Raw genomic sequence first — 21,628 nt, 5'->3', positions numbered from 1 at the left:
TGTTTGCTTATATCCGGTCTCAGGCCCGGCGCTTGAAGCGGGCCGCGAAGAAGCCGTCCATGCCAGCCATGTGCGGATTGCCTTCAAAACGATCCGGCGGCAAGTCTGCCGGGGTCGATCGCAGAAAGCCTTCTGCTGTGACCAGCCCATCCAGAAGCCCGTTCAGACTGGGGCAATCCTGCTCCGTGATCGGGAAAGGTTCCAGCAACGGATTTTCCGCTGCCTTGCGCGCCATTTCCTCACCTTCGAGCGGGTGCAGCGAACAATTGGAAAAGACGATTACGCCGCCGGGTTTGACCAGAGTGGCCGCGTGCGCCAAAAGTTTGCCCTGAAGTTCGGCAAGCTTTGCTATGTCCTGCGGCGTCTTGGTCCAAGGCACATCCGGATGACGGCGCACAGTGCCGGTGGAAGAGCAGGGCGCATCCAGAAGCACAGCATCGAACAGTTCGTCCGGCTGGAAATCCATCAGATTGGTGGCAACGGTCTTCGCCTCGAAGCCGAGACGTTCCAGATTGCCGCGCAGGCGCTTCAGCCGGTTTTCGGAAAGGTCGAGCGCGGTCACGTCTGCGCCCTGAAGTACGAGCTGCGCCGTCTTGCCGCCGGGGGCAGCGCACAGGTCGGCAACCCGTTTGCCCTTGATATCACCCATCAGGCGCGCAGGCAGGCTTGCCGCCACATCCTGCACCCACCAGTCGCCTTCGGCAAAGCCGGGCAGGTCGGTGAGATTGCCTTCGACCGTTTGCAGGCGCACCGAACCGTTGGGCAGCGCAACGCCACCGAGCTTTTCGGCCCATGCCTTTGCGTCACCCTTGACCGTGAAATCGATCGGCGGCTCATAGGCATGCATGGCAAGAATGGCTGCTGCTTTTTCCGCGCCATAGGCGTCGGTGATGCTTTTGGCAAACCACTCCGGCACATTGGTTTCCGGCTGCAATGTATGCGCCAGAGCGCGTTCCTTGTTACGCGAAAGGCGACGCAGCAGCGCATTGACGAGACCGGCATATTTGCGATTGCGCGGATCGTTGTTCGCCGCTTCCACCGCAAGATCGACCGCCGAGTGATCGGGCAGGTTCAGATAGAAAATCTGGGCGATGGCGACATGCAGAAGATGCTTCAGTGCTACTGCATTTTCCGGCAATGGCCGGTCGAGCCGCTTGTTGATGGCGCGTTCGATGCTGCCGCGATTGCGGAGCGCAGAGCCGAGAATGGCGCGAACCAGCGCGCGGTCGCGCGGCTCCAGCGCCAGATATTGCGGATGGCCGTGCGTATTGTCGGTCAGGCCGTCGAGCGAGGTGTTCTTTTCGATTACCGCGCCAAGAAGGCGTGCCGCACACAAACGCGCCGCCAGACCGGGGCGCAGGTCTGCAGCGCTGTTATTCGTTTGTGGCTTTTTATTTCCACGCTTTGGCGCGGGCTTTTTATCGTTCACACTGTTCAACTTTATTTATGACCACGGTCCGCGAAAACCCGAACCGCCATTGCTGTTACCGCCTGCATTACCCCATGGACCACTGCTTTGGGAAGGGGCAGCGGCACGCGGTGCCATTCCAGCGGAGCGGATGCCCATTTCGGCAGCCATCTGTTCAAGTGCGGCGATGCGGTTATCGGTATCAGGGTGTGTCGAGAAAAGATTGTCTGCGCCACGTCCGCTCAAGGGATTGATGATGAACATATGCGCGGTTGCCGGGTTGTGTTCGGCTTCCTCGTTCGGGATGGCCTTGGCGCCGCGCGCGATCTTGCCCAGCGCCGAGGACAGCCACAGCGGATTGCCGCAGATTTCCGCGCCGCGCTTGTCAGCGGCATATTCGCGGGTGCGGCTGACAGCCATCTGCACGATCATTGCGGCGAAGGGCGCGACGATCATGGCAAGAATGGTGCCGACCACGCCCATGATGCCGTTGCCGTTCTCGCGGTTGCCGCCCAGGAAGAAGGCGAAATTGCCGAGCATGGATATGGCACCGGCAAGTGTTGCGACGATGGTCATGGTCAGTGTGTCGCGGTTCTGGACGTGCGCCAGCTCGTGCGCCATCACGCCTGCGACTTCTTCCGGCGTCAGGCGGTTGAGGAGGCCAGTCGTGGCTGCAACGGCAGCATTTTCAGGATTGCGGCCCGTGGCAAAAGCGTTCGGCTGGTCTTCGTGGATAATGTAGACCTTCGGCATCGGAAGGCCCGCATTGGCGGCCAGCCCGCTCACCATGCGGTAATAGTCCGGTGCGCTGCGCTCATCCACTTCCTGCGCATTATACATGCGCAGCACCATCTTGTCGGAGTTCCAGTAGCCGAACAGGTTCATGGCGACTGCGATTACAAGCGCAATCATCATGCCGCCGCCGCCGCCCAGCAAATAGCCGATGCTCATGAACATGACCGTCATGAGGGCGATCAGCATGGCAGTTTTTGTCATATTCATCTGCGGCGGTCTCCAAATCTTAGGCTGCATGACCCGCAAGGGTTTTGCACGGCAAGCCTTTCTGCCTATATGATGGGTATGAACAGGCTTTGCTTCAATGTTCGAAGCAAAAACCGAGAACGGGATTGTGACCGATGAGCGAAAAAACCGAAAGCCCGCAAAACGTTGACAAGCGCACGTTCGAAGACCTTCCGCCTGCTGCCCAGCGCGCATTGAAGGAAGCTGAAGCGCGTCGCGCTGCCGAAAAGTCAAACGAAGCGCCCCGCGAAATCGGTGGTCGCGGCGGCAAGGACCCCGCCCGTTTCGGCGATTGGGAGATCAAGGGTCGGTCGATCGATTTCTAGTAAGTTTGGGATATTGTCGCCCTGCTTGCCTGCAAATCGCGCTCTTCTGCGCTTCCGGTGCTCATGTACTTTAAGTACACTCCGCTCCGGTTCTCGAAGATCACGATTTTCGTCTCAGCAGGACGACAATCTCATCAAACTTGGGCGCCTTCTCAGACCGCGTTGTTAAAAAAGCCCCGGTTTCCCGGGGCTTTTTACTATTTTTTGTTCTGGCGATTTTCGATCAGGTCGTCCACGACGCCCGGATCGGCCAGCGTCGAGGTATCGCCCAGTGCGCCGAACTCGTCTTCGGCGATCTTGCGCAGGATGCGGCGCATGATCTTGCCCGAGCGGGTTTTCGGCAGGCCCGGCGAGAACTGGATCTTGTCCGGCGTGGCAATAGGACCGATTTCCTTGCGCACGTGCTGGGTCAGCTCCTTGCGCAGGGCATCTTCGTCCTGAACTGCTTCGCCGGTCATCAGCGTGACATAGCAATAGATGCCCTGTCCCTTGATCGGATGCGGATAGCCCACAACGGCGGCTTCTGAAACCGAGTGATGCGATACGAGTGCCGATTCGATTTCCGCCGTGCCGAGGCGATGGCCGGAAATGTTGAGCACGTCATCGACGCGGCCCGTGATCCAGTAGTAACCGTCTTCATCGCGACGGCAGCCGTCGCCGGTGAAGTACTTGCCCTTATAGGTCGAGAAGTAGGCTTCGATGAAGCGCTTGTGATCGCCGTAAAGCGTGCGCATCTGGCCCGGCCAGCTGTCGATGATGCAGAGATTACCGTCCACCGCACCTTCAATGACAGCGCCTTCATTATCGACCAGTTCCGGCTTGATGCCGAAGAACGGCCGTGTTGCCGAACCCGGCTTGAGGTCGGTTGCGCCGGGCAGCGGGGTGATGAGAATGCCGCCGGTTTCCGTCTGCCACCACGTATCGACAATCGGCGACCGCTGGTCACCAACGACGTTGTAATACCATTCCCAGGCTTCCGGATTGATCGGCTCGCCAACCGAACCGAGCAGGCGCAGCGTCGAACGCGACGAGCGGGTGACGAATTCATCGCCGGCGCCCATCAGGGCGCGGATGGCCGTAGGCGCAGTGTAGAAGATGTTGACGTGATGCTTGTCGACGACTTCCCAGAAACGTCCCTGATCGGGGAAGTTGGGCACACCCTCGAACATCAATGTCGTCGCGCCGTTGGCGAGCGGGCCGTAGACGATATAGGAGTGACCTGTCACCCAGCCCACATCCGCCGTGCACCAGTAGATGTCGCCGTCATGATAGTCGAAGACATATTGATGCGTCATCGATGCATAGACGAGATAGCCGCCGGTTGTGTGCAGCACGCCCTTCGGCTTGCCGGTGGAGCCGGAGGTGTAGAGGATGAAGAGCGGGTCTTCCGCATTCATCGGTTCGGGATCGCAGGTCGGTTCGACGCTAGCAACTTCCTGATGGTACCAGAGATCGCGGCCCGGTCCCCAGCTCACCTTGCCGCCGGTGCGGCGCACGGTGAGAACCTTGTTGACCATGACATATTGCTTGGCTGCAATGTCGATGGCGGTATCGGTGTTTTCCTTCAGCGGAACCGGCTTGCCGCCGCGCACGCCTTCATCGGCCGTGATGACGAAAGTGGATTCGCAGTCGACGATGCGACCGGCAAGTGCTTCCGGTGAGAAACCGGCGAAGACGACGGAATGCACAGCGCCGATGCGCGCGCAGGCCAGCATCGCATAAGCCGCTTCCGGGATCATCGGCAGATAGATCGTGACGCGGTCGCCCTTCTTAACGCCGTGCTTCTTCAGCACATTTGCGAGGCGGCAGACATTCTCATGCAATTCGCGATAGGTGATCTTCTTGTCGATATAGGGATTGTCGCCTTCCCAGATGATCGCAACCTGATCACCACGGCTCTTCAGGTGGCGGTCGATACAGTTATAGGAAACGTTGGTAACGCCGTCCTCATACCATTTGATGGATACGTCGCCGTTGAAATCGGTGTTCTTGACCTTGGTGAAGGGCTTGAACCAGTCGATGCGCCGTCCGTGCTTTGCCCAAAAGCTGTCCGGGTCGCTCACGCTTTCCTGATACCATTCGAGATAGGTTGCGTTGTCGATGAGCGTGTTTCTCTTTGCCTCGGCAAGGACCGGGTAAAGCTTTTCCGACATGATTTCCTCCTTCAGCATTCCGCGAGCCGGACGATATCCCGCTCGTATAAATGCACCCAAAAACTGACCGGCACCTCCCGCCGGATGAGACGGTCCACCGTGAAAGGCGAGACCATCGGGTGCCCTGTCTACCTTCCATTGCGGGCAAGGTAAATTAGACAATCGGCGCGTCTATGATCCACAATGACGCATCGTCAGAAATAGCTACTGGCAGCACTCGCTGTCGAATGGTGCTAATATATTGTTTTTACAGTTTAAAAACCATTTTGAGTGATTATCTCCTATTCAGGAGCCTGACAATAAGGCTCTTCACAAAAAGGGGAAATCGCCATGACGACGTCCGCTTTGAACGCAAAGTCAGCCTTCGAACTGCAACTCGCCGGTTATGGTCTGACGACGGCGAAAGTTTTCTACCACTTGCCCGATCATCCGCATCTGCTGCAACTCTTCGTCTGGCAGGATTATGACCTCGCGCCCGATTTTCCGGTGCTCAATCATTTCATCGAATTCTGGAATCGGGAAATCGACGGGCCGTTGCATTCGGTCAGCTACACGCATTTCCGGCTGCTTGGCCCCTCGGACTGGAGGAATGTGCGGGGCGAGATCGTCCTGCACTGAAAGCGATCAGTTGGGCGACGGATAGGTCCTGCCGCCGAAGATGGCCGAGCCGACACGCACCGATGTCGCGCCGAAACCGATGGCGGTTTCATAATCGCCCGACATGCCCATGGAGAGTTTTTCGACCTGTGCCTCGCGGGCGAGCTTTTCCAGAAGCGCGAAATGCGGCCCCGGATTTTCATCCGCAGGCGGGATGCACATCAGCCCCTCGATGGCGAGGCCATGTTCCTTGCGGCAGCGCTCGACAAAGGCGACAGCTTCCTTCGGCGCAATGCCGGCCTTCTGTTCTTCAAGTCCGGTATTCACCTGCACGTAGAGCTTTGGGGCCTTGTTCTGCTTTTTGATCTCGACGGCCAAGGCGGCTGCGATCTTTTCACGGTCGACGGTTTCGATGACATCGAAGAGGGCGACGGCATCGGCGGCCTTGTTGGATTGCAGCGGGCCGATGAGATGCAGTTCGATGCCGGAATAATCGTCGCGCAGTCCCGGCCATTTGGCTTGTGCTTCCTGCACGCGGTTTTCACCGAAGACGCGCTGGCCTGCGTCGAGGACCGGGCGGATTTCCTCCGCATCGAAGGTTTTCGATACGGCGACAAGCGTAACGGAACCCCTGTCGCGCTGTGCTTCCTCTTCGGCATTGGCGATCGCGGCCTTGACCGTGTTCAGGTTCGCTACGATATCTGACATGAAACTCTCGCTTTCAGGCTTTTCATCCGCAAAAGGTTGACGCTTTCGCCAATACGTGGTGAAGGTCGCCATTAAACATCGACTCTCCTTATTGCATCACCTTCGTACGAGTAAATACGGTCATGGCAGCCGAACGTTATAATCCGCGCGTGGCGGAAGCTCATTGGCAGAAAGTCTGGGAAGAAGACCGGACCTTCGAAACCGACAATAGCGACAGCCGCGAGAAATATTATGTGCTCGAGATGTTCCCCTATCCATCGGGGCGCATCCATATGGGGCATGTGCGCAACTATGCGATGGGTGACGTTGTCGCCCGTTACAAGCGCGCCAAGGGTTTCAACGTGCTTCATCCGATGGGATGGGACGCGTTCGGCATGCCTGCGGAAAATGCAGCGATGCAGAACAAAGTTCATCCGAAGGAATGGACCTATCAGAACATCGCCACGATGCGCAGCCAGCTCAAATCGATGGGTCTTTCGCTCGACTGGGCGCGTGAATTCGCGACCTGCGATGTGGAATATTATCATCGCCAGCAGATGCTGTTCATCGACCTTTTTGAAAAGGGTCTGGTGACGCGCAAGACCTCCAAGGTCAACTGGGATCCGGTCGACAACACCGTGCTTGCCAACGAGCAGGTGGTGGATGGTCGCGGCTGGCGTTCGGGCGCACTGGTCGAACAGCGCGAGCTGACGCAGTGGTTCTTCAAGATCACCGATTTCAGCGAGGAATTGCTGGTCGGTCTCGATACGCTCGACCAGTGGCCGGAAAAGGTTCGCCTGATGCAGCGCAACTGGATCGGCAAGTCGGAAGGCCTGCAGGTCCGCTTCGCGCTGGACGGCAATACCGCGCCTGCCGGTTTCTCGGAAATCGAGGTCTATACGACCCGTCCGGACACGCTGTTCGGTGCGGCTTTCGTGGCGATCTCCGCAGATCATCCGCTGGCGAAGAAACTGGCCGAAGACAATGCTTCGCTTACCGGCTTCATCGAGGAATGCCATCAGCACGGCACGTCGCTGGCGGCGCTGGAAACGGCTGAGAAGAAGGGCTTCGACACGGGCGTGAAAGTCAGGCACCCGTTCGACGAGAACTGGGAACTGCCGGTCTATGTCGCCAATTTCGTCCTGATGGAATATGGCACGGGCGCGGTGTTCGGCTGTCCGGCGCATGATCAGCGCGACCTGGATTTCGCCAACAAGTACAAATTGAAGGTTACGCCTGTCGTTCTGCCGAAGGGCGAGGATGCGGCAGGCTTCAGCATCGGCGAAACGGCCTATACCGACGATGGCGTGATGATCAACTCACGCTTCCTCGACGGCATGACGCCGGAAGCGGCCTTCAATGAGGTGGCGAATCGTCTGGAACAGACCAGTCTCGGCAACAGCCCGCAGGCAAGCCGCAAGGTGCAGTTCCGTCTGCGTGACTGGGGCATCTCGCGCCAGCGCTATTGGGGTTGCCCGATCCCGATGATCCATTGCGAAAGCTGTGGCGTCAATCCGGTGCCGCGCGCCGATCTGCCGGTCAAGCTGCCGGACGATGTCGAGTTCGACCGTCCGGGCAATCCGCTCGACCGTCATGCAACATGGCGTCATGTAAAATGTCCGAAATGCGGTGCCGATGCGCGTCGTGAAACCGATACGATGGACACGTTCGTCGATTCGTCCTGGTACTATGCACGCTTTACGGCACCATGGGAAAACGAACCGACCGACCGCAAGGTCGCCGATCACTGGCTGCCGGTCGATCAGTATATCGGCGGTATCGAACACGCGATCCTGCATTTGCTCTATTCGCGTTTCTTCACCCGCGCGATGAAGGTGGCCGGTCACGTCGGCATCGACGAGCCGTTCAAGGGCCTGTTTACGCAGGGCATGGTGGTGCACGAAACCTACAAGGCCAACGGCCAGTGGGTGGCACCTGCCGACATTCGCATCGAGGAAACCGACGGCAAGCGCAGTGCGACCTTGCTCTCGTCCGGCGAGCCGGTGGAAATCGGTTCCATCGAGAAGATGTCGAAGTCGAAGAAGAATGTTGTCGATCCGGATGACATTATCGCTTCCTACGGTGCTGATACGGCGCGCTGGTTCATGCTGTCTGATTCGCCACCCGAGCGTGACGTGATCTGGACGGAAGCCGGTGCCGAAGGCGCCCATCGTTTTGTGCAGCGCGTCTGGCGTCTGGTGGCGGAAGCTGCCGAACATCTGAAGGACGTTGCGCCCAAGACCGGGACGCAGGGTGAAGCCCTTGTCGTTTCCAAGGCTGCGCACAAGGCGGTCAAGGCTGTCGGTGACGATATCGAGAAGCTCGCCTTCAACCGTGGCGTTGCCCGTCTTTATGAGCTGGTCAACACGGCTGCTGCATCCCTGCAGCAGGTGGCTTCGGGCAATGCGGATGACGAGTTGAAGAGTGCCGTCCGTGACGTCACTGAAAAGCTCATCCTGATGCTGGCGCCGATGATGCCGCATCTGGCTGAACAGTGCCTGGCCGTACTTGGCGGCAAGATTGCCGGTCGTGAAACGCTGGTTGCCCGCAGTGCCTGGCCGGAATTCGATCCGGCATTGGTGGTGGAAAACGAGATCGTTATGCCGGTGCAGATCAACGGCAAGAAGCGTGGGGATTTGACAATCGCCCGCGACGCTGATCAAGCTAGCATCCAGCAGGCGGTGCTCGAACTTGACTTCGTCAAGGCTGCGCTCAACGGGAGCTCGCCGAAGAAGGTTATCGTGGTGCCGCAAAGGATCGTCAATGTCGTTGCCTGACCGCTTTTTCTCCGCAATCAAAGCCTTCCGGGTTGCGTTTTTCGCACTCGGGGCCGCGGTTCTGATGGCTGGATGCACCGTGCAGCCGCTTTACTCCTCCGGCGCTGGTGCCGGTGGAACCATAGGCGGCAGCGTGACGCCGGACATGCGCACCAAGCTTGCTTCGGTGGCCATCGATCCGGCTGGCGATGTGTTTCAGCAGCAGGTCCGCAATCGCCTGATCTTCCTGCTTGGCGGTGGCGCCGGTGAACCGGCCAACCCGACCTATCGGCTTGGTCTTGGTCTGAGCAGCAATACGATCTCCGCGGTGAGTGTGGATATTGGCGATCAGACCGACCGTACAGGTCGTCCATCGGCTGGTATCGTCAAGGCAACGTCGAACTTCGTGTTGCGTGACAAGGACGGCAAGCCGCTTGCCGCTGGCACCCGCACGGTTGGCGCTTCCTTCGACCGTCCGCGTCAGGAGTTCGCAAACCTGCGTGCCGAACGCGATGCGCGCAAGCGCGCTGCCGAAGAACTTGCCGAACAGGTGTTCCTCGCTCTGGCGCAGAAATTGTCGAAGCTCTGATCGGGCTTCGACCTGACATCGAAAAGCGGTGCCGCAAGGTGCCGCTTTTTTTGTTTTAGAGGTTGGATAATTAGTAATGAATTCAGGAAGGTAACATTGCTGTGCCTACCCAACATTCATGTGTCTTCTTGTTTTTCCTGGAGTGATTAGCAACCTGAATGCTTCTGCGAGCGCATGATGCGTCCGCTGGTTCAAACCAGTTTTTACAGGAGTAGTTGGATGAAGCGGTTTTCCACGACGATGGGCAGTCTCGCGATTTTGGCCGGGCTGGCGGTTGCCGGTCCTGCGATGGCACAGGAAAAGGCGTCGCCGTTGCAATGGCAATATTTCCAGGCGGATGAGAATGGCTTCAATCGTACGCCTGTCCTTCTGACCGGAGACAAGGACGCGATCCTGCTTGATGGCGGCTTCACGCTTTCGGACGGCAAGGCGGTTGCCGAGAAGATCAAGGAAACGGGTAAGAAGCTGACCACGATCTATGTGAGCCAGAGCGATCCGGACTATTATTTCAGCCTTGGCCCGATCAAGGCCGCTTTTCCCGATGCGCGTATCATCGCGGCCCCTGAAACGGTCGATGCAATCAAGGGCAATATCGAGGCGAAACTGAAGGTCTGGGGTCCGCAGCTCAAGGACAATGGCCCGCAGAAACTGTCGGATGTCGTTATTCCCGAAGCTTCCGATGTGAAGGCGCTGGAGCTTGAGGGCAATGAGATTGAAATCGTTCCCGCCGAAGGCATGACGAACAGGCGTTATCTCTGGGTGCCTTCATTGAAGGCGGTGTTTGGCGGTGTCCTGATAACGGCAGGCGAGCATGTCTGGCTTGCCGATACGCCCGATCTTTCCCAGCGTGAGGCATGGATCAGAAATCTCGATACGATTGCTGCACGCAATCCTGAAGTGGTTGTTCCGGCGCATATGAAGCCCGGTTCGGCGACGGATGTTTCGGCAATCAAGTTCACGCGCGATTATATCGCGGCCTTCGACGAGGAAGCGGCGAAAGCCAAGGATAGCGGCGAATTGATCGCAGCAATGAAGAAGCGTTATCCTGATATTGGCGGTGAAAGTAGCCTGGAACTCGGTGCAAAGGTCATCAAGGGCGAGATGAAGTGGGAATAGGCCGGAGCATTTCCAGCAAAATTGCGAAGCGGTTTTGCGTAGGATAATGCGTAAAAACAAAAAGATAGAGTATTTCCGACGATTAAATTTAAACTGGAAATGCTCTAGTCTCAAATTGACAGGCGGCTATAAAGGCGGTGTGTGTTTCACACCGCCTTTTCATTTGCAGGGCCCGATCAAACCATGCGTCTCGTTTCGTTTTCCGCCAAAGGCTATCGCTCGCTGCGTTCCGTCCGGTTTGATCTCGGACAGGTGACGGTTTTCGTCGGAGAGAACGGTGCCGGAAAATCCAATCTCTATCGGGCGTTGCAACTGGTGAAGGCGGCGGCGGAGGGCAATCTCTCGACGGAAGTGGTGCGCGAAGGCGGGATGCAATCGGCCATGTGGAGCGGCAATCGCCGTAAGCACGAATCGGCACGCATCATTCTGGAAGCGGATTTTGAAGACGAGCGGCTCGCCTCGCGTCTTTCCTATCGTGTCGAGGCAGGTCTGCCGCCGCCGGTTTCCGGTGCCTTTCCCTTCGAGCCGCAGATCAAGGAAGAGCAGCTCAATCTCGATACCGGTCGCCGTCCTGTCGATCTGATGGATCGGCGCGGGCCTGCGGTTTTCGCGCGGGATGGGGAAGGGCGGCGCATGGAACATCCGGCACGCCTGCTGACTTCGGAAAGCGGGCTGGCGGTGCTTGGGCAATCCGGCCATTATCCGGAGATAGGCGATCTTTCCGCGCAGATACGTGGCTGGCGCTTTTACCATGGTTTTCGAAGTGACCGCGATGCGCCGGTGCGTCAGCCGTCCATAGCCGCAACTGCTGCGATGCTGGACGAGGACGGTGGCAATCTTGCCTCCGTCTTTGCCACGCTTGCCCATATCCGGCAGGATACGGTCGATCTGGATCGTCTGGTTGCCGACGCGCTGGAGGATGCCAAGCTGGTCATTCCCTATCCGGAAGAAACGGCGACTTTCGGCCTGAATTTCCCGGCTTTCCCGCCGCGAACATTTCGCCCCGGAGAATTGTCCGACGGACAGATTCGCCTGCTGGCTCTGGCGGGTGCGCTGCTCTCCTATCGCCTGCCGCCACTGATCGCGCTCAACGAGCCGGAGGCAAGCCTGCATCCCGATATGATCCCGTCACTTGCCCGCATGATCGCGCAGGCATCCGAACGCAGCCAGATATGGGTGGTGACTCATTCAGCCGCCCTCGCCAGCGCGATTGCCGAACATTGCGGCGCAAGACCGATCCGGGTGAGCAAGCAGGACGGGGAAACGGTACTGGAATAAAAAAGGCGAGCCGATGGCCCGCCTTTTCATTGTCTCTGAAAATCGTCGATCAGGCGATCTTCTGACCGGTCTTCGCCCAATCGGCGAGGAAGGTTTCGAGGCCCTTGTCGGTCAGCGGATGCTTGACCAGTGCCTTGAGCGTTGCCGGAGGCGCGGTCACGACATCGGCGCCGATGAGGGCTGCTTCCTTGACATGATTGACGGTGCGAACCGAAGCGGCAAGAATTTCGGTGCGGTAATCGTAATTGTCGTAAATTGTGCGGATTTCGGCAATCAGCTCCATGCCGTTGATGCCGGTATCGTCGAGACGGCCAATGAACGGCGAAATGAAGGTCGCGCCGGCCTTGGCTGCCAGAAGTGCCTGATTGGCCGAGAAGCAGAGCGTCATGTTGACCTTGTGACCATCAGAAGACAGAGCCTTACAGGCTTTCAATCCGTCGAGGGTTACAGGCAGCTTGATGCAGATATTGTCAGCGATCTTGGCGATGACGGCTGCTTCCTTCATCATCTGCTCATATTCTGTCGCGGCAACCTCGGCGGAAACCGGGCCCTTGACGATGTTGCAGATTTCCTTGGTCACTTCGATAATGTCACGACCCGACTTCAGGATGAGGGACGGGTTGGTGGTCACGCCATCGACCAGCCCAAGGTCGTTGAGCTCGCGGATTTCCTTGACGTCCGCAGTGTCCACGAAAAACTTCATAACAGCGTTCCTCCATAATGAGCGCGGGTGGATTTGAGGAATTTAAAACCATTTAATTCCCGGAAGGTGGCTTTTCTTTAGCGCAAAGCCGCGCCAAGGTCACGCGATCATGTCGAAAGATTCGCACGATATTTCCAGTCTGTTTCCGGAGCTCGCACCACGGGTCGTTCCCGTGCTCGTGCCTATGCCCGCGGAGCGGCCTTATTCATATATGGTTCCGGAAGGGATGAACGTCCAGCCCGGATCGATCGTGCGTGTGCCGCTCGGACCTCGTGAGGTGGCGGGGATCGTCTGTGAGGGGGAAACCGACGCTGTTGACGCCAGAAAGCTGCGGGCGATTTCCGAAGTTTTCGACTGCCCGCCGGTGGGAGCCGACATGCTGCGCTTCATGCGCTGGGCAGCTGACTACACGCTTTCGCCGCCAGGCATGGTGGCGCGCATGGTCCTGCGTGTGCCAGCTGCATTTGATCCCGAACCGTCAGTGCCGGGGCTTCGTTATTCAGGCGGTGAGCCTGAGCGTATGACCGAAGCGAGGTCGCGGGTGATGGAGCTTGCCCGTGACGGGCTTGCATGGACCAGATCCGGCCTTGCCCATGCGGCGGGTGTCTCCATGACGGTCGTGGACGGGTTGAAGACGCAAGGTATTTTCGAGGAAGTCATGCTGCCGCCGCCAGCCGTGGTGGCAAAGCCCGATATCGACTATGCACGGGCCACGCTTTCGGAAGACCAGCAGGCGGCGGCTGAAATGCTGTCGGAAGCTGTCGAAGCCGATTGTTTTTCGGTTTCACTGCTTGATGGCGTGACCGGATCGGGCAAGACCGAGGTTTATTTCGAAGCCGTTGCCAAGGCGATTGAGCAAGGCAAGCAGGTGCTGATTCTCTTGCCTGAGATCGCGCTGACACAACAGTTTCTCGACCGGTTCCACGATCGTTTTGGGGCAAAGCCTGCCGAATGGCATTCCGACCTTGCACCCCGCACCCGGGAGCGCGTCTGGCGGCAGATTGCCGAGGGTACGGTGCGGGTTGTGGCAGGGGCGCGGTCGGCGCTCTTTCTGCCCTTCAAGGAACTGGGGCTGATCGTTGTCGATGAAGAACATGATCCGGCTTACAAACAGGAAGACCGGGTCTTCTACAATGCGCGCGACATGGCGGTGGTGCGCGGCCATATCAGCGGCTTTCCGGTGGTGCTGGCATCGGCCACGCCATCCATCGAGAGTCAGGTCAATGCGGAGCAGGGGCGCTACAAGCGAATCAAGCTTTATGGTCGCTATGCGGAAGCCGCACTGCCCGATCTGAAGACCATCGACATGCGACGTTCTCCACCACCGCCGGGCCGGTTTTTGTCGCCCGCACTGACCGAAGCTGTTGGCAGGACGGTGGAACGCGGAGAGCAGGCGCTTTTGTTCCTCAACCGGCGCGGTTACGCGCCTTTGACCTTGTGCCGGGTCTGCGGCCACCGCTTTCAATGTCCGCAATGTTCAAGCTGGCTCGTGGAACATCGTTTTCGCGGGCAGCTGATGTGTCATCAGTGCGGCTATCATGAGCCGGTGCCGGAGGCTTGTCCCGAATGCGGCACCCTGGATCATCTGGTCGCCTGCGGTCCGGGCGTGGAGCGCATCGCGGAAGAAGTCGCGGCAACGTTCAGCGAAGCGCGAATCATAGTTCTTTCGTCTGATATGGCAGGCGGCGTGAAGCGGCTGCGGCTGGAACTCGATGCTATCGCAAAAGGCGAGGCGGATATCGTGATCGGCACGCAGCTTGTTGCCAAGGGGCATAACTTTCCCAACATGACATTGGTGGGTGTCGTGGATGCCGATCTGGGGCTTGCCAATGGCGATCCCCGCGCAGCTGAACGCACCTTCCAGCTTCTCAATCAGGTGACGGGACGCGCCGGTCGAACCGGTCGCAAGAGCCTCGGACTGATCCAGACCTACCAGCCGGATCATCCGGTGATGCGGGCAATCGTCAGCAGCGACGCAGCCGCATTCTACAACCGTGAAATCGAGGAGCGCGAACGCAGTACTTTGCCGCCTTTCGGGCGGCTCGCCGCGTTGATTATCTCCGCGGACAACCGGCCCGATGCCGAAAATCATGCGCGTGCGCTTCGCCGTGCGGCACCCTCATCCCCGGAGATTTCCGTGCTCGGGCCTGCCGAGGCACCGCTTGCGCTCGTGCGGGGAAGACACCGTTTCCGCATTCTGGTGCACGGGACCAAACGCGCCGACATTCAAGGATTTATCCGTGTCTTGCTCGCCGCCGGGCCGAAGGAAAAAGGCTCGATAAGGGTTCAGGTGGATATTGATCCGCAAAGCTTCTTGTAGGGCCGTATTGCTATCGAAGCAGGCGTAAAAAAAGATGGCTTGCTTCTCTAGTCGCTAGAGGATGCAGACTGGTCTCAAAGGTTCTATGAGGCTCGAAACCAATGAGATACACCCCTGCTCATCAAACGCGACCTTCAGCGAATAATGGCCCCGGTTTCTGGCTGGTCGCCCTTGTCGGACTGATAATCTGGACATTGTTGATGTGGTTTGCCTACTACATCTCGGATGTCGTGATTGTCTGGATCAGTGGCAATGGACCGGCTTTGGCCGAGACTGGAAAAAGCTTGATCGACAAAGAAGCGACTGCGCTGCTGGATGTGTTCAAGCTGGATCAGGTAGCAGGTTCCGGGATCGGATTGCTGCATAGTTTGCTTGTTCCGGCGTTTTGGATCATTTGGGCGATCGGTGCGATAGCCATCCTTTTCATCCGGTCGGTTCTGGCTCGGATCATTGCGATGCGCGGTTCTCCGCCGCGCTGATGGTTCGTTCCATGCCCTCGAATGGCTTGGTAATTTTGTTGGAATCGCTCGGATATGCCTGAATGCCGGTTGCGTTCAGATAGTGCGATCAGTTTTCGTTTACGCAAAACTGGTTTATAGCCGTGTTCTGTTCAGATTGAGGGCGATCGCGATGGAATTCTATCTTCCCACCACCACCGGAGAATGGCTTGCCTGGGGCTCTGCCGCCGTGACGGCACTTGCTGGTCTTGTCATGCTTTTTGCGCCCGGCATAACGATGAAGCTGTTGCGGCTCCAGCCGATCAATGGCCGTCCCGAAGGTTACGGTTCCATCCGTGCGACGCTCGCCGGACCCTATCTCGGCGTGGGGATCGGATGCCTCGTTTTCGCGCAGCCATTCCTCTGGGTCGTGCTGGGTTCCGTCTGGGGATTTGCACTGTTCGGACGCTTCATTTCGATGATGTCGGATGCGGGTGGGCGCAAGGGTGGACCGAGCGGCGGACGCTTCTATGGCAGTCTCGCAGCGCTGGTGGAGTTCGTGCTTGCAGCAGGTCCGCTGCTCTACGCTTTCGGCTTCATTTCCTGATCGGAAAGAGCTCTGTTCTGCACTTCTGACGTGCAGGCTGCGCAAGGGAAGATAGCGTCGCTGCGGTGGATGCGACTTTTTTGACCGCGAAAGGCGGTAAATCTTACACAAAAGTGCCGGATTCGCGTGTTGCGAGTCCTGTTCGTCTATGCTAGACGGCAATCACATTTCGGTGTTGACGTGCTCGCGCGTCAGTGGTTTTCCGGAAACATTCAATAAAATCATCGGTTTGGCGTCCTGAACAAGATTGGGCCCCAAAAGGATGGTTTCAACGTAGAGAGCAGGTTGTTCGTGGCTGAAACGTCTTCGCTCATTTCAGGTGTCGCACAGCGTTACGCCGGATCTCTTTTCGAGCTTGCGCTTGATGCGAAATCCGTTGCGGCTGTGGAAAAAGATCTTGACCGTTTCGAGGCGCTTCTGAGCGGAAGCGAAGACCTCAAGCGACTGATCTCCAGTCCGGTATTTTCCTCGGAAGATCAGCTTCACGCCATCGGCGCTCTCGCCGACAAGGCGGGCATCAAGGGGCTGGTCGGAAATTTCCTGCGCGTTGTCGCGCGGAACCGTCGTCTCTTCGCTCTGCCGGGCATCATCGCTGCTTTCCGCATTATTGCTGCTGAACATCGCGGTGAAATTTCCGCCGATGTCATCTCCGCGCACGAACTGAGCGCTGCGCAGCAGAACGAATTGAAGGCAACGCTGAAGGGCGTGGCCGGCAAGGACGTGACGATCAATGTCACCGTCGATCCGTCGATCCTCGGCGGTCTTATCGTCAAGATGGGTTCGCGTCAGATCGACACGTCCCTTCGCACTAAACTTTCTTCTCTCAAGCTTGCACTGAAAGAGGTCGGCTGATGGACATCCGCGCCGCGGAAATTTCCGCTATCCTGAAAGAGCAAATCAAGAACTTCGGCAAGGAGGCTGAGGTCTCCGAAGTCGGTCAGGTTCTTTCCGTTGGCGACGGTATCGCCCGCGTCTATGGTCTGGACAATGTTCAGGCCGGTGAAATGGTCGAATTCCCTGGTGGCATTCGCGGCATGGCGCTGAACCTTGAAAGCGACAATGTCGGCGTCGTTATCTTCGGTGCCGACCGCGACATCAAGGAAGGCGACATCGTCAAGCGTACCGGCGCAATCGTTGACGTTCCGGTTGGTCCGGAACTGCTCGGCCGCGTTGTCGACGCTCTCGGCAATCCGATCGACGGCAAGGGCCCGATCAAGGCCAAGGAACGTCGCCGCGTCGACGTCAAAGCGCCTGGCATCATCCCGCGCAAGTCGGTTCACGAGCCAATGTCGACGGGTCTCAAGGCCATCGACGCCCTGATCCCGGTTGGCCGCGGCCAGCGCGAGCTGGTCATCGGCGACCGTCAGACCGGCAAGACCGCCATCATTCTCGATACGATCCTGAACCAGAAGCCGATCCACGACAACGGCCCGGACAAGGACAAGCTGTACTGCGTCTACGTCGCCGTCGGCCAGAAGCGTTCGACCGTCGCCCAGTTCGTCAAGGTTCTCGAAGAACGCGGCGCTCTGGAATACTCGATCGTTGTCGCGGCTACCGCTTCCGATCCGGCTCCGATGCAGTATCTCGCACCGTTTGCGGGCTGCGCCATGGGCGAATATTTCCGCGACAACTCGATGCATGCGCTGATCGGCTATGACGATCTGTCCAAGCAGGCTGTTGCTTACCGTCAGATGTCGCTTCTGCTCCGTCGTCCTCCGGGCCGCGAAGCTTATCCGGGCGACGTTTTCTACCTGCACTCCCGTCTTCTCGAACGCGCTGCAAAGCTCAACGACGAAAACGGCGCCGGCTCGCTGACGGCTCTGCCGGTCATCGAAACGCAGGGCAACGACGTTTCGGCCTTTATTCCGACCAACGTGATCTCGATCACCGATGGCCAGATCTTCCTCGAAACCAACCTGTTCTATCAGGGTATCCGTCCGGCTGTTAACGTCGGTCTGTCGGTTTCGCGCGTTGGTTCTTCGGCCCAGATCAAGGCCATGAAGCAGGTTGCCGGTTCGATTAAGGGCGAGCTTGCCCAGTATCGTGAAATGGCTGCCTTCGCACAGTTCGGTTCCGACCTCGATGCTTCGACGCAGCGTCTTCTGAACCGTGGTGCACGCCTGACCGAACTCCTGAAGCAGCCGCAGTTCTCGCCGCTGAAGACGGAAGAGCAGGTTGCCGTGATTTACGCCGGTGTTAACGGTTATCTCGACAAGCTTGCTGTCAATCAGGTTGGCAAGTTCGAAGAAGGTCTTCTCGCTTCGTTGCGCACCGAGCACAAGGACGTGCTCGATGGCATTCGCAAGGAGAAAGCCATTACTGATGACCTCAAGGCCAAGCTCAAGGCAGCGATCGACGCTTTCGCCAAGTCCTTTGCCTGAATTATGTTAGCCGCATGATTTTATCCGAAAAGTCTCCAACTTTTCGGAATCATGCTCAGACGGGATGAACGGATGCCTTCACTAAAGGATCTGAGAAACCGTATCGCCTCGGTCAAGGCGACGCAGAAAATCACCAAGGCGATGCAGATGGTCGCCGCGGCGAAGCTGCGCCGTGCCCAGGAAGCTGCGGAAGCCGCAAGGCCTTATTCGCAGCGCATGGGTGTCGTTCTCGCAAACATCGCGCAGAACGTAACCGGCGAAGATGCGCCGGCCCTGATGGCCGGTACGGGCAAGGACGACGTGCATCTGCTCGTCGTCTGCACCGCAGAACGTGGCCTTTGCGGCGGTTTCAACTCGCAGATTGCGCGTCTGGCGCGCGATCATGCCCGCAAGCTCCTCGCTGAAGGCAAGACGGTCAAGATCATCACGGTCGGCAAGAAGGGCGCGGACATTCTGCGTCGCGAATTTGCCAGCCTGCTGATCGACCATATCGATCTGCGCGAAGTCAAGCAGCTCGCTTTTGTGCATGCCGACCAGATCGGCCACAAGATCATCAAGCTGTTTGAAGAAGGCGCTTTCGACGTCTGCACGCTGTTCTATTCCGAGTTCAAGTCGGTGATCTCGCAGATTCCGACCGCACAGCAGCTTATCCCTGCTTCGGCGGGCGACAGCGAGGATGCGGAGACCGCAGGCGACGCGATCTACGAATACGAACCTGATCCTGCGGCGATCCTGTCGACGCTGATCCCGCGCAATATCTCGGTCCAGATTTTCCGTGCCTTGCTGGAAAATGTCGCGGGCGAGATGGGCGCGAAGATGAGTGCGATGGATAACGCGACGCGCAATGCGGGCGACATGATCAACAAACTGTCGATCACGTATAACCGCCAGCGTCAGGCGCAGATCACCAAGGAACTGATCGAAATTATTTCGGGTGCGGAAGCGCTCTAGAGCATTTTGCAGCCAGATGGGAACATCTGGCGTCGCATAAATGCGGCGAAATAGAATTTGGTTTACCGCATGATTTCCCAGAAAGTCTGCAACTTTTCGGGATCATGCTAACGGAAGGTAAGGATCGATGGCAAAAGCAGCGACCCCGAAAACTACCGCCGCGGCCGAAGCAAAGCCAGCGGCGAAGGCGCCTGCCAAAAAAGCGGCACCTAAGACCACTGCAGCAGCCAAGTCTGTTGCTGAGAAGTCTGCCGCTCCCAAGGCAGCAGCATCCGGTGCGATCGGCCACGTTACGCAGGTCATCGGCGCTGTCGTCGACGTCAAGTTCCCGGAAGGCCAGCTGCCGCTGATCCTGAACGCGCTTGAAGTCGACAATCAGGGCAATCGCCTGGTTCTCGAAGTTGCCCAGCACCTCGGCGAAGACACCGTGCGCACCATCGCCATGGACGCGACCGAAGGTCTCGTTCGCGGTCAGGAAGCGCGCGACACCGGCGAACCGATCATGGTTCCGGTTGGCGTCGAAACGCTTGGCCGTATCATGAACGTCATCGGTGAGCCGGTTGACGAAGCTGGTCCGATCAAGACCAAGGCAACCCGCGCCATCCACCAGAACGCTCCGGAATATATCGAGCAGTCGACCGAAGCTGAAATCCTGGTAACGGGCATCAAGGTCGTCGACCTTCTCGCTCCTTACGCCAAGGGCGGCAAGATCGGTCTCTTCGGCGGTGCAGGCGTTGGCAAGACCGTTCTCATCATGGAACTCATCAACAACGTCGCCAAGGCGCACGGCGGTTACTCCGTGTTCGCAGGCGTCGGTGAGCGTACCCGTGAAGGCAACGACCTTTACCACGAAATGATCGAGTCGGGTGTTAACAAGCTCGGCGGCGGCGAAGGCTCCAAGGCAGCCCTCGTTTATGGCCAGATGAACGAACCCCCGGGTGCGCGCGCTCGTGTTGCCCTGTCGGGTCTGACGGTTGCTGAAAACTTCCGTGACCAGGGCCAGGACGTTCTGTTCTTCGTGGACAACATCTTCCGCTTCACGCAGGCAGGTTCGGAAGTGTCGGCTCTCCTCGGCCGTATTCCTTCCGCTGTGGGCTATCAGCCGACGCTGGCAACCGACATGGGCGCCATGCAGGAACGCATCACGACGACGACCAAGGGTTCGATCACCTCGGTTCAGGCGATTTACGTCCCTGCCGACGACTTGACCGACCCGGCACCGGCAACCTCGTTCGCCCACTTGGATGCAACGACCGTTCTGTCGCGCTCGATCGCTGAAAAGGGTATCTACCCGGCTGTTGACCCGCTCGACTCCACGTCGCGTATGCTTGACCCGAAGGTCGTTGGCGATGAGCATTACGCTGTCGCCCGTCAGGTTCAGTCGATCCTGCAGCGCTACAAGTCGCTTCAGGACATCATCGCGATCCTGGGCATGGACGAACTGTCTGAAGAAGACAAGCTCACCGTTGCCCGCGCTCGTAAGATCGAACGCTTCCTGTCGCAGCCGTTCTTCGTTGCTGAAGTCTTCACCGGTGCGCCGGGCAAGCTGGTCGATCTCGCCGACACCATCAAGGGCTTCAAGGGTCTTTGCGCTGGCGACTACGATCATCTTCCGGAAGCTGCCTTCTACATGGTCGGCAGCATCGAGGAAGCTCTCGAGAAGGCCAAGAAGCTGGCAGCTGAAGCTGCTTGATGAATTGAATTTCCCGGTGGGCCGCAAGGCCCGCCGTGAAAGCCAATCATTTTGTTTAAGCATGTTCTGAAAGTCGTTTTTTTTTTCGGGATTGTGCTTTTGAATTCAAGTGAGAACCATGGCTCAAGCTTTCCAATTCGAACTCGTGTCGCCTGAACGGCTCCTGCTTTCCGCGCAGGTGACGGAAGTCGTCATTCCGGGTAGCGAAGGCTATCTGACGGCTCTCGCCGGTCATTCGCCGTTGATGACGACGATCATGCCGGGTGTCGTTTCGGTGAAGCTTGCCGACGGCAAGTCCGACTCCTACGTGGTCTTCGGCGGTTTCGCCGATATCACCCCGCAGGGTTGCACCGTTCTGGCCGAATCGGCGACCCATGTGGACGATATCGACCCGGCAGATATTCAGCGCCGCATTGAACATGCCCGCAAGGCTCTGGACGATGCTTCGTCGAACGAACACCGCACCAAGGCGGAAATCTTCCTGCATCAGCTGATGACGCTGCAGGGAACGATCATGCCAGCCTGATCGGCAGCACTCTATCGTTTTTCGGGAAAGCGGGCTCTTGCCCGCTTTTTCTTTTTCAGATCACTGCTCTGCAGTGAATT

The 21,628-nt window shown here is 58.1% G+C and carries 19 protein-coding genes; 14 read left to right on the top strand and 5 right to left on the bottom strand.

Features of this window, described 5'->3' with window-relative positions; all coding sequences use genetic code 11:
- Nucleotides 1–19 precede the first annotated feature (19 nt).
- Nucleotides 20–1,429 carry an RsmB/NOP family class I SAM-dependent RNA methyltransferase gene (locus AC1RHM_RS20635; RefSeq protein WP_010661482.1) on the bottom strand — a complete coding sequence of 470 codons (1,410 nt, stop codon included), beginning with the start codon at nt 1,427–1,429 and terminating at the stop codon, nt 20–22.
- 15 nt (nt 1,430–1,444) lie between these two features.
- Nucleotides 1,445–2,410 (bottom strand): zinc metalloprotease HtpX, encoded by a 966-nt coding sequence (gene htpX, locus AC1RHM_RS20630; RefSeq protein ID WP_010661481.1) that lies wholly within the window; start codon nt 2,408–2,410, stop codon nt 1,445–1,447.
- 134 nt (nt 2,411–2,544) lie between these two features.
- On the opposite strand from htpX, the gene AC1RHM_RS20625 reads away from it, so the two are divergent.
- A complete protein-coding gene (locus AC1RHM_RS20625; protein ID WP_010661480.1) occupies nt 2,545–2,754 on the top strand; it encodes a DUF1674 domain-containing protein in 210 nt (69 codons plus the stop codon).
- Between the two features lie 197 nt (nt 2,755–2,951).
- On the opposite strand, the gene acs is transcribed toward AC1RHM_RS20625, so the two are convergent.
- A complete protein-coding gene (gene acs / locus AC1RHM_RS20620; RefSeq protein ID WP_010661479.1) occupies nt 2,952–4,907 on the bottom strand; it encodes an acetate--CoA ligase in 1,956 nt (651 codons plus the stop codon).
- A gap of 330 nt (nt 4,908–5,237) precedes the next feature.
- Between acs and AC1RHM_RS20615 the strand changes: the two genes are divergently transcribed.
- Nucleotides 5,238–5,525 carry an usg protein gene (locus AC1RHM_RS20615; RefSeq protein ID WP_010661478.1) on the top strand — a complete coding sequence of 96 codons (288 nt, stop codon included), beginning with the start codon at nt 5,238–5,240 and terminating at the stop codon, nt 5,523–5,525.
- Between the two features lie 6 nt (nt 5,526–5,531).
- On the opposite strand, the gene AC1RHM_RS20610 is transcribed toward AC1RHM_RS20615, so the two are convergent.
- Nucleotides 5,532–6,212 (bottom strand): YggS family pyridoxal phosphate-dependent enzyme, encoded by a 681-nt coding sequence (locus AC1RHM_RS20610; protein WP_010661477.1) that lies wholly within the window; start codon nt 6,210–6,212, stop codon nt 5,532–5,534.
- A gap of 122 nt (nt 6,213–6,334) precedes the next feature.
- On the opposite strand from AC1RHM_RS20610, the gene leuS reads away from it, so the two are divergent.
- The 4 genes from leuS to AC1RHM_RS20590 all read left to right on the top strand — a co-directional run bounded on the left by leuS (nt 6,335) and on the right by AC1RHM_RS20590 (nt 11,930).
- A complete protein-coding gene (gene leuS / locus AC1RHM_RS20605; protein WP_010661476.1) occupies nt 6,335–8,968 on the top strand; it encodes a leucine--tRNA ligase in 2,634 nt (877 codons plus the stop codon).
- Nucleotides 8,955–9,536 carry an LPS assembly lipoprotein LptE gene (lptE, locus tag AC1RHM_RS20600; protein ID WP_010661475.1) on the top strand — a complete coding sequence of 194 codons (582 nt, stop codon included), beginning with the start codon at nt 8,955–8,957 and terminating at the stop codon, nt 9,534–9,536. Before leuS ends, lptE begins: the two co-directional genes overlap by 14 nt.
- 219 nt (nt 9,537–9,755) lie before the next feature.
- Nucleotides 9,756–10,652 (top strand): MBL fold metallo-hydrolase, encoded by an 897-nt coding sequence (locus tag AC1RHM_RS20595; RefSeq protein ID WP_010661474.1) that lies wholly within the window; start codon nt 9,756–9,758, stop codon nt 10,650–10,652.
- 183 nt (nt 10,653–10,835) lie between these two features.
- Nucleotides 10,836–11,930, top strand: coding sequence for an AAA family ATPase (locus tag AC1RHM_RS20590; RefSeq protein ID WP_010661473.1), 1,095 nt, complete (start codon nt 10,836–10,838; stop codon nt 11,928–11,930).
- 49 nt (nt 11,931–11,979) lie between these two features.
- On the opposite strand, the gene fsa is transcribed toward AC1RHM_RS20590, so the two are convergent.
- Nucleotides 11,980–12,633, bottom strand: a complete 654-nt coding sequence (fsa, locus tag AC1RHM_RS20585) for a fructose-6-phosphate aldolase (RefSeq protein WP_010661472.1) — start codon at nt 12,631–12,633, stop codon at nt 11,980–11,982.
- Between the two features lie 109 nt (nt 12,634–12,742).
- Between fsa and AC1RHM_RS20580 the strand changes: the two genes are divergently transcribed.
- From AC1RHM_RS20580 to AC1RHM_RS20545, 8 genes are all read left to right on the top strand, one after another.
- Nucleotides 12,743–14,953 (top strand): primosomal protein N', encoded by a 2,211-nt coding sequence (locus AC1RHM_RS20580; RefSeq protein WP_105529100.1) that lies wholly within the window; start codon nt 12,743–12,745, stop codon nt 14,951–14,953.
- Nucleotides 14,954–15,054: 101 nt separating this feature from the next.
- Nucleotides 15,055–15,432 (top strand): hypothetical protein, encoded by a 378-nt coding sequence (locus AC1RHM_RS20575; RefSeq protein ID WP_146113242.1) that lies wholly within the window; start codon nt 15,055–15,057, stop codon nt 15,430–15,432.
- Nucleotides 15,433–15,583: 151 nt separating this feature from the next.
- Nucleotides 15,584–15,997, top strand: coding sequence for an AGROH133_08824 family phage infection protein (locus AC1RHM_RS20570; protein WP_010661469.1), 414 nt, complete (start codon nt 15,584–15,586; stop codon nt 15,995–15,997).
- Between the two features lie 291 nt (nt 15,998–16,288).
- Complete coding sequence (locus tag AC1RHM_RS20565) at nt 16,289–16,849, top strand: F0F1 ATP synthase subunit delta (protein WP_010661468.1); 561 nt, start codon at nt 16,289–16,291, stop codon at nt 16,847–16,849.
- Nucleotides 16,849–18,378 (top strand): F0F1 ATP synthase subunit alpha, encoded by a 1,530-nt coding sequence (gene atpA / locus AC1RHM_RS20560; RefSeq protein WP_010661467.1) that lies wholly within the window; start codon nt 16,849–16,851, stop codon nt 18,376–18,378. The genes AC1RHM_RS20565 and atpA overlap by 1 nt, the downstream gene beginning before the upstream one ends.
- 72 nt (nt 18,379–18,450) lie before the next feature.
- Entirely contained in the window at nt 18,451–19,329 is an 879-nt protein-coding gene (locus AC1RHM_RS20555) for a F0F1 ATP synthase subunit gamma (RefSeq protein ID WP_010661466.1), read from the top strand.
- Between the two features lie 127 nt (nt 19,330–19,456).
- Nucleotides 19,457–21,022 carry a F0F1 ATP synthase subunit beta gene (gene atpD, locus AC1RHM_RS20550; protein WP_010661465.1) on the top strand — a complete coding sequence of 522 codons (1,566 nt, stop codon included), beginning with the start codon at nt 19,457–19,459 and terminating at the stop codon, nt 21,020–21,022.
- 118 nt (nt 21,023–21,140) lie between these two features.
- Entirely contained in the window at nt 21,141–21,548 is a 408-nt protein-coding gene (locus AC1RHM_RS20545) for a F0F1 ATP synthase subunit epsilon (protein WP_010661464.1), read from the top strand.
- The last annotated feature ends 80 nt before the right edge of the window (nt 21,549–21,628 follow it).

The organism is Brucella sp. GW823-FHT04E01 (assembly GCF_058796175.1).
Note: the sequence above shows the minus strand (reverse complement) of the source record. Positions and strands in the feature narration are given on the sequence as shown.